8 protein-coding genes are annotated in these 6623 nt (G+C 52.2%); 2 read left to right on the plus strand and 6 right to left on the minus strand.

Translation table 11 applies throughout. The features are described from left to right. A complete protein-coding gene (locus tag HWX34_RS19790; RefSeq protein WP_178973893.1) occupies positions 1-630 on the plus strand; it encodes an alanyl-tRNA editing protein in 630 nt (209 codons plus the stop codon). Between the two features lie 433 nt (positions 631-1063). Here HWX34_RS19790 and HWX34_RS19795 read toward each other — a convergent pair whose 3' ends face one another. From HWX34_RS19795 to HWX34_RS19815, 5 genes are all read right to left on the minus strand, one after another. Then, complete coding sequence (locus HWX34_RS19795) at positions 1064-1639, minus strand: NAD(P)H-dependent oxidoreductase (protein WP_178973894.1); 576 nt, start codon at positions 1637-1639, stop codon at positions 1064-1066. Between the two features lie 68 nt (positions 1640-1707). Continuing rightward, on the minus strand, positions 1708-2259 hold the full coding sequence (locus tag HWX34_RS19800; RefSeq protein ID WP_178973895.1) for a Crp/Fnr family transcriptional regulator: 552 nt from the start codon (positions 2257-2259) through the stop codon (positions 1708-1710). A 410-nt stretch (positions 2260-2669) separates the two neighbouring features. Continuing rightward, the gene (locus HWX34_RS19805) at positions 2670-3110 is read right to left on the minus strand and encodes a DMT family transporter (protein ID WP_178973896.1); all 441 of its coding nucleotides are present in this window, start codon (positions 3108-3110) and stop codon (positions 2670-2672) included. Positions 3111-3179: 69 nt separating this feature from the next. Further along, positions 3180-3710, minus strand: coding sequence for a GNAT family N-acetyltransferase (locus tag HWX34_RS19810; RefSeq protein ID WP_178973897.1), 531 nt, complete (start codon positions 3708-3710; stop codon positions 3180-3182). Continuing rightward, the gene (locus tag HWX34_RS19815) at positions 3710-4291 is read right to left on the minus strand and encodes an XRE family transcriptional regulator (RefSeq protein WP_178973898.1); all 582 of its coding nucleotides are present in this window, start codon (positions 4289-4291) and stop codon (positions 3710-3712) included. Before HWX34_RS19815 ends, HWX34_RS19810 begins: the two co-directional genes overlap by 1 nt. 705 nt (positions 4292-4996) lie before the next feature. Between HWX34_RS19815 and HWX34_RS19820 the strand changes: the two genes are divergently transcribed. Further along, on the plus strand, positions 4997-5320 hold the full coding sequence (locus HWX34_RS19820; protein ID WP_178973899.1) for a hypothetical protein: 324 nt from the start codon (positions 4997-4999) through the stop codon (positions 5318-5320). Positions 5321-5504: 184 nt separating this feature from the next. On the opposite strand, the gene HWX34_RS19825 is transcribed toward HWX34_RS19820, so the two are convergent. Continuing rightward, a partial coding sequence (locus HWX34_RS19825; protein ID WP_178973900.1) for an IS5 family transposase occupies positions 5505-6623 on the minus strand: 1119 nt, incomplete at its 5' end.

Here is a 6623-nt window from a genome sequence, read left to right on the forward strand (position 1 = left end):
ATGACTGAGCGACTTTACTTCAGCAATGACGGACTCCAGGAGACGGTGACAGTAACTCAGTGCCAAGCTGACCAGGATGGTCTGTACAAAGTCACCTTGGACAGGACACTCTTCCATCCCCAAGGAGGAGGTCAGCCTTCGGACAAGGGCCGCATTAATGGTGCCGAGGTTGTACGGGTCATGAATGAAGTTAATGGCGTGGCGCATTTCACCAAGACCGCTGTCGATATTGGGCCTGCAATGATCACTGTAGATGGTTCGATCAGAGCATTACACGCGAGGCTTCACTCTGCCGGCCACCTTATTGGTTTCTCATTGGAAGAGTTTGGCTGGCGCGCCATCAAGGGCCATCACTGGCCTGGCGAGGCTCGTGTCGTATTTGAAGCATCAGGCACCTCCAACACACCAGATCTTCAAGAACTAGAGTGCATCGTGAATGGATTGATCAAGGTAGACCACGCCCGGGTTCTTCAGCTTGATGGAGACGAAAGAAAGGTTGGATTTGGGAATCTGCCAACATATCACTGCGGTGGTACTCACGTAGCCAGGCTGAAAGAGATTGGTAAAGTGGTCATCGAGAAAATCAAAGAGAAAAAAGGACAGCTTTCGGTGTTCTACACGGTCATCTAGGTTAGTTTTACGTAGACCCGAGTGACCTACTAACCTGAACTGAAATGGCAGCCATCGACAAGATAGTTGCCATTTTAGTTGGGAAGCTGCGCTCAGTCTGGATCGCCCCTTCCGCTCTAGATACGTTAACGGCAGCACTCAAGTCAGAAACGGACGTCGAGAGTCTGGGCGTGACTGACAGCTTTGGCCGAACTGCCGCCTGCCAGGCTTCTCAACCGGCTGTTGGTCGGCCAAAGCGGTCTTCCACGTCGCTCATCCTGAGTAGCCGTTCAGAGTCACATTCCGGACACTGCTGTTAAACCGTAGCAGAAGGGTGGTGATTTCAGGCTCTGGAAGTTACCGCCGATCCAAGAGACATTGCCTTCGCCAATCGACCACTCTGCGGATGTAAAACTCAGAGGAGGATTACACGCCCGATCTTCTACACAAGAGGTTAAGCAAACTTGGAAGCTACGCGGTTCAACCAGTCTTTGCGTTTTTCATCCGAGACATGGCTGACTGGGGACAGCGCCACCCACTCTACCTTTTTGACACCACACTTGCGCAGTGTGCCCCGTGCCAGCGCGCGTTGCACCGCGTCGCCAAATAACCAGCGGTATGCCCATTTTGGGGTGTTCATCGTGGTCACAATGACTGCACGCTGGATGTGTCCCAGATTTCCTTTTACGCCCAGTTTAGATGGTTCGTAAGCCCAGCCCTTAGTGAACACCTTGTCAAGAAAGCCTTTTAGCAGGGCTGGCATTACCTCCCACCAGATTGGGAAGATAAATACCAACTGCTGCGCAGCATCAATACGGGCTTGGTATGCCAACACTGCGGGATCGGCACTTTGACCCTTTGCATAGACGGCAAGATCCGCGCCACGCATGATTGGGTCAAACTCCTCTTTGTCAAGGTGTAGTCGGTCAACCGAATGCCCGGCCTGTTCGAGCGTCAGAGCCACTCGCTCGAATAGGGCATGGCAGTAACTCTTAGTGTATGGGTGGGCCAAAATGACTAACGTTTGCATGATTACTCCAACGCGTTTGTGATGGGGCAATAATGCAATTTGTGCTTCTGGGCGACATTAACAAATGTTCAGATGGCATCCAGTCCAGAGTCACTTCTCAGTTTGCGCCGGATTCGGCTTAGGTGTACCGCACTCACACCAAGATACGCGGCCAAAATGTGCAGTGGAATGCGCTCCAGTTGCTGCTGATGTGTGGCCCTCAGGGCTAGATAGCGCTGGGTCGGTGAATCTGCGATTGCGCTTGTGTAGAGATTGACGTAGTGGATTAATCGTCGCTGCGTTAACGCGTGTAGATCGTTTTGAAGGTCGGTATCTGATTGTGCCCGCTTCATGAGCTCGGCGGCATTGATTACCCTCAAGTGACAGGCCTCTATTGTGACTAGGTATTGGCCGCTGGGATTGCCTGTTAGCAGGCTTTCCAGCGAGGCAACAACGTCGCCCTCGAAAAAGAATTGGGTACTGGTCTCACGACCAGAGGAATCAATAACACAGAGGCGCGCGCATCCCTTTTCGATCAGATAGAGCCGTTGCGCAACTTCGCCTGCACGCAATAGTGACTGGCGTGCTTCAACTTGACGGCTTATTCCTAGTTCTAGGAAACAATCATAGAGAGATTTCATTGGCGATTACAGTGCATTGTCGATGGCACAGGCCGTGACAAGGGTACACAGTTTTTCGGTCACACCCAACTCTCAACGGTAACATGCAAAACTCTCCAGTAAGCCTAGCTCAACCAAACTCCGTTACCACCTTCCGCGACAAGGTCATCCTCCGATCATTCGACCCGTACAGATACCGGTAGCCAAAATCGAATGACTGGTGAGTACGGTAAAGCTGCCGATTAATGCATCCCGCTCAGGTGGCGGGTTCGGCCGAACTGCCGCCAACCTGGCTGGCAGTTCGTCAGTTGGTCGGCCGAAGCGGTCAAAAGCAGTTGTTACTGCAATGTCTGCTTTACACACGATACTGCACACGTCGATATTTTAACGTGCTGATTTGTTCTGCTTCCGGTACTTCCGATCACGATGTATTAGCCTCGTCCGCGCAGGATAAGTGTTACTCCAACAATGAGAAGTACAACTCCCAAGACTGAAAGCAGGCTCGGTGCTGCTTGTGTTTTGCAAGCATCTAGCAGCATACCGGCGATGAGCTGGCTACTGACCAGTACCGTAATAGTCACGGCGGCACCAAGCGTCTGATAGCCGACTATTCCGGCAAATACAAAAAATGACCCAAGTAGGCCGGGCAGAATGACCCATGGGCGGATTGTCTGGAGGGTTTCATGAATGCCAGCCAACCCGTTGCGCACAAGCAAGGTGCCAAGCAGTAGTACCAAACCCATTGCTGAGTTGATGACCAATGTAATGACCACTGTTGACACCGACTCTGTAATACGCACCATCAGCAGGTTTTGCATAACCAGTGCGATCCCTGCCGCGGCCAACAAAGGAAAAATTAGATAGCCGTCCATAAACAATATGCCCTTGTTTTATTTAGAAGCCGGGCAGACAAACCTGCACCTGTGCCTGTTCGGGTGCGATTAGCCATCGACTGGCGTTAACGGGGTATCCAGCAACAGCTGATAAAAGGAAAGATCCAGCCAGCGACCGAACTTGAAGCCTACTTCGGGCAGCGTGGCAACATGCTTGAAGCCAAGCCGTTCATGCAGGGCAATGCTGCCCACATTACTGGCATCGATACCGCCGATCATTGCATGCACATCGTTCTGTCGCGCAGCAGCAATCAGTGCCTGCATCAGGGTAATACCCAGCCCTTTTCCTCGATGGTCCTTATGTACATAGATTGAGTGCTCCACCGAGTACTTGAATGCAGGCCAGGCGCGAAAAGTACCATAACTGCCGAAGGCCAAAAGCGTGCCACTGCTGTCTTCAATGCCGATGACAGGAAATCCGCCTTTATGCTTGGTTTCGAACCAGCTCACCATGCTCTCAGACGAACGTGGCTTGTAGTCGTACAGTGCGGTCGAGTTGAGAATGGCCTCATTAAAGATGTCCAGGATGGAGCTAGCATGACGTTCAAAACTGCAGTTAACCAACTTGTGTTCGATCATTACGGTCTTCCTGATGTGGATGGCAGCGTGGTCAGTGCGACGAGATAGCGTGCCGAAATGGATGTCGGGTTGTGGAAAACGATTAGCTGACCCAGCGTCATGGCGAGACAGTCACCTGCCTTTAACTGCCAGCACTGTCCTTCGACAGTGATGTGCATTTCTCCAGCCAGCATCCAGATTTGCTGATGAGTGACGATACTGCGCATGGCATTTTCGAAGGTGACGCTCTGGCCCGGCATGAAGATCACCTCGGCAAGCTCAATGGGTGTGCCATAGCCTGGTGGTGAGAGCTGTCGTCTTAGATAACCTGATGAAGGGTCCTGCCATACAGACTGCGAGTCATGGCGCGCCAGAGGTGAGATGGTTTCTTCAGCTTGTTCAGAGAAGAGCGACGCGAGGCTAACACCCAGTGCATCGGCGAGCTTATTGAGCACGGTCGCCGTGGCACTGGTTTCGGCGCGCTCAATTACGGAAATCATAGAACGACTCACGCTACTAAGTTCGGCGAGAGTCTCCAGTGAATAGCCGCGAAGCTTACGGAGCGCACGGATGCGTTTTGCGAGAAGAGTATCTAGATTCATAATTCCAATATACAGGAATTAAAATCCTGAAATCAAGATTATTTTCTTGTGTAGATATGCCTTACCTATGTCAATGTATTGATGTTCGGCATCCTGTGGAGGGAAACGCTAGTACGTAAGTAGTGAGCGTGTCTGAAATTCTGTGCAAACCAGACGTTACCTATCAGCCTGTAGAAAGCCCGCTTTGGCCGAAACTCGGTCTTTATTCCAAAACCACATCAAGCAAGAGCCACTCACCCTCTCGGGCAGTGGTTCTTGCTTTATGAGCTTGATCTGATTTTTAGCTAGAACACCAGCAGAAATGTCGGCCAGCATAGCCGCACCTGCATCAGCGCTGATGACCCGTTGCTCCGGTGCAACGGAAGGAACCGCTTACACAGCGTCCAAGATTGTCCAAAAGCGTAGCAGGACAGCGAGCACTGAATGGCATACTGGATGGCATACTAAAAATTACAGGCAACAAAAAAGCCCTGAATAACCAGGGCTTTAATGTAGATATCTGGCGGAGAGGGGGGGATTCCGAATTTCATCAAAAAATCCCCTTACTTTCTTGACACTTTTCATACTTCTACACATTGGAACAATGACCTTTGTGTAGAAGTGATTTTGGTATTGTAGTTGAGGTATTCACTCTACGTAAAAATTATTTAGATATTCTGGTATAGGTGAGATAAAAAAACTAAACCTAATTGCAATGGTAGCCTTGTGGAAAATACAGAAAAATCAAGCCAGAGCTCATTATCTCTTGAATATGCCTTATCAAGAGTGGATGAGACGGGACAAACCCAGGGAGAGGCATTGGATGCAATCGGCTACGCAGGGCCGGATATTCCAGGGCATCAACTTCATGAAGCATGCGAATTGCATATCAAACAGAGGCCAATTCTTGAAATGGCCGGACGAGTGATTGGTGTAGTTACTGGGGCACAGGGGCATCGGTGGTATGAAGTTAATCTAAGCGACACAGACTCGCATGCCGTCACCACACCCATGACAACCTGGCGTAACGCTCTGCTCAGATTGGCTTAAGTGGTCATGATAGTAAATGACATAGGAAAAAACGTTGGTTACATTGCCGCACGCACAGGCCTAGCAGGCTGTTGAAATACCCGTCAGCCGGGCCCATTCCTGCTTTTGCTTGCGCATGACCCAGCTTCACATCGCCCCCCCCCCAGCGGCCGTCCCCACAACCAGTTCAAGGCAGAATCCCTCATCAACGGTGCTGGCGAGGTGAATTTCCCCGATAACGACCTTCTCGCGTCAGCTCCGGACGCAATGCTACCAATGAACGTAACCGTGTCAGGTTGTAGGCCTCCATCGTCAATGTAAGTAACTGATCCACTTTGGCCAAACCCCGCACCATCACCTGACGGATCGGGCCGATGGTCTTACCCCAGCCGAAACACTGTTCGATGCATTTACGCCGGCGCTGGCTCAGCGCGTAGCCATGATGACGCGTGGTGCGACCGTCAATCGCGCTGCCTCCGCTTCGTCGGGTATTCCGTGCCACATGCGGCGTCACCCTCATCTTGCGGCAGGCACTGATGAAGCCACGCGTGTCGTCGTTCTTGTCGGCCCCGACCGTGACGCGGGCATTCGGTTTGCAAACATCCGCCAGCATGGTGGCTGCCACATCCCGTTCTGCATAGCCATCGGCGCTGCTGGCACGCACATTGACCACCAGTCCGTGACGATTGTCGGTCAGCACATGACCCAGGTAGCTCAGCTGCGCCGGTGCGACACTGCTTTTGCGGTACAGCTTGCTGTCTGGATCGGTAACCGAAGCATGACTGGCGTTACTGCGCTTCTCGCCATGCCAGTTGCCTGGGGGGCGATCATCATCGCTTCCGTCCTTGCGTCGCACACTCTTATGGCTGGCCCACGCCTGGATCAAGGTGCCATCGACGCTGAAATGTTCACCCGATAGTAGCCCCTTACTGGCGGCCATCTCGACAGTGGTATTGAACAATTCGGTGACGGCATCAAAGGTAATCAGCCGGTCACGATTCTTGCTGAATACGGAGTGGTTCCACACGGGGTCTTCGATGGCGAGGCCGACGAACCAGCGGAACAGCAGGTTGTAGGAAATCTGTTCGACCAGCAGCCGCTCGCTGCGGATGCTGTACAGCACCTGGAGCAACATGGCACGCATCAGTTTCTCAGGCGCAATGCTTGGTCGTCCGCCTTTGACATCGGCCTCGTACATTGCGGAGAAGCGGGCATCCATATTGGTGAGGGCTTGGTTGAGCCAGGTGCGGATGGGGCGCAGGGGATGGTTGGCCGGAACGAATTCCTCTAGCCGGATGGTGGTGAACAACGCTTCGTTATAACC

This window comes from Aquitalea sp. LB_tupeE, from assembly GCF_013391415.1.
Lineage (GTDB): Bacteria > Pseudomonadota > Gammaproteobacteria > Burkholderiales > Chromobacteriaceae > Aquitalea.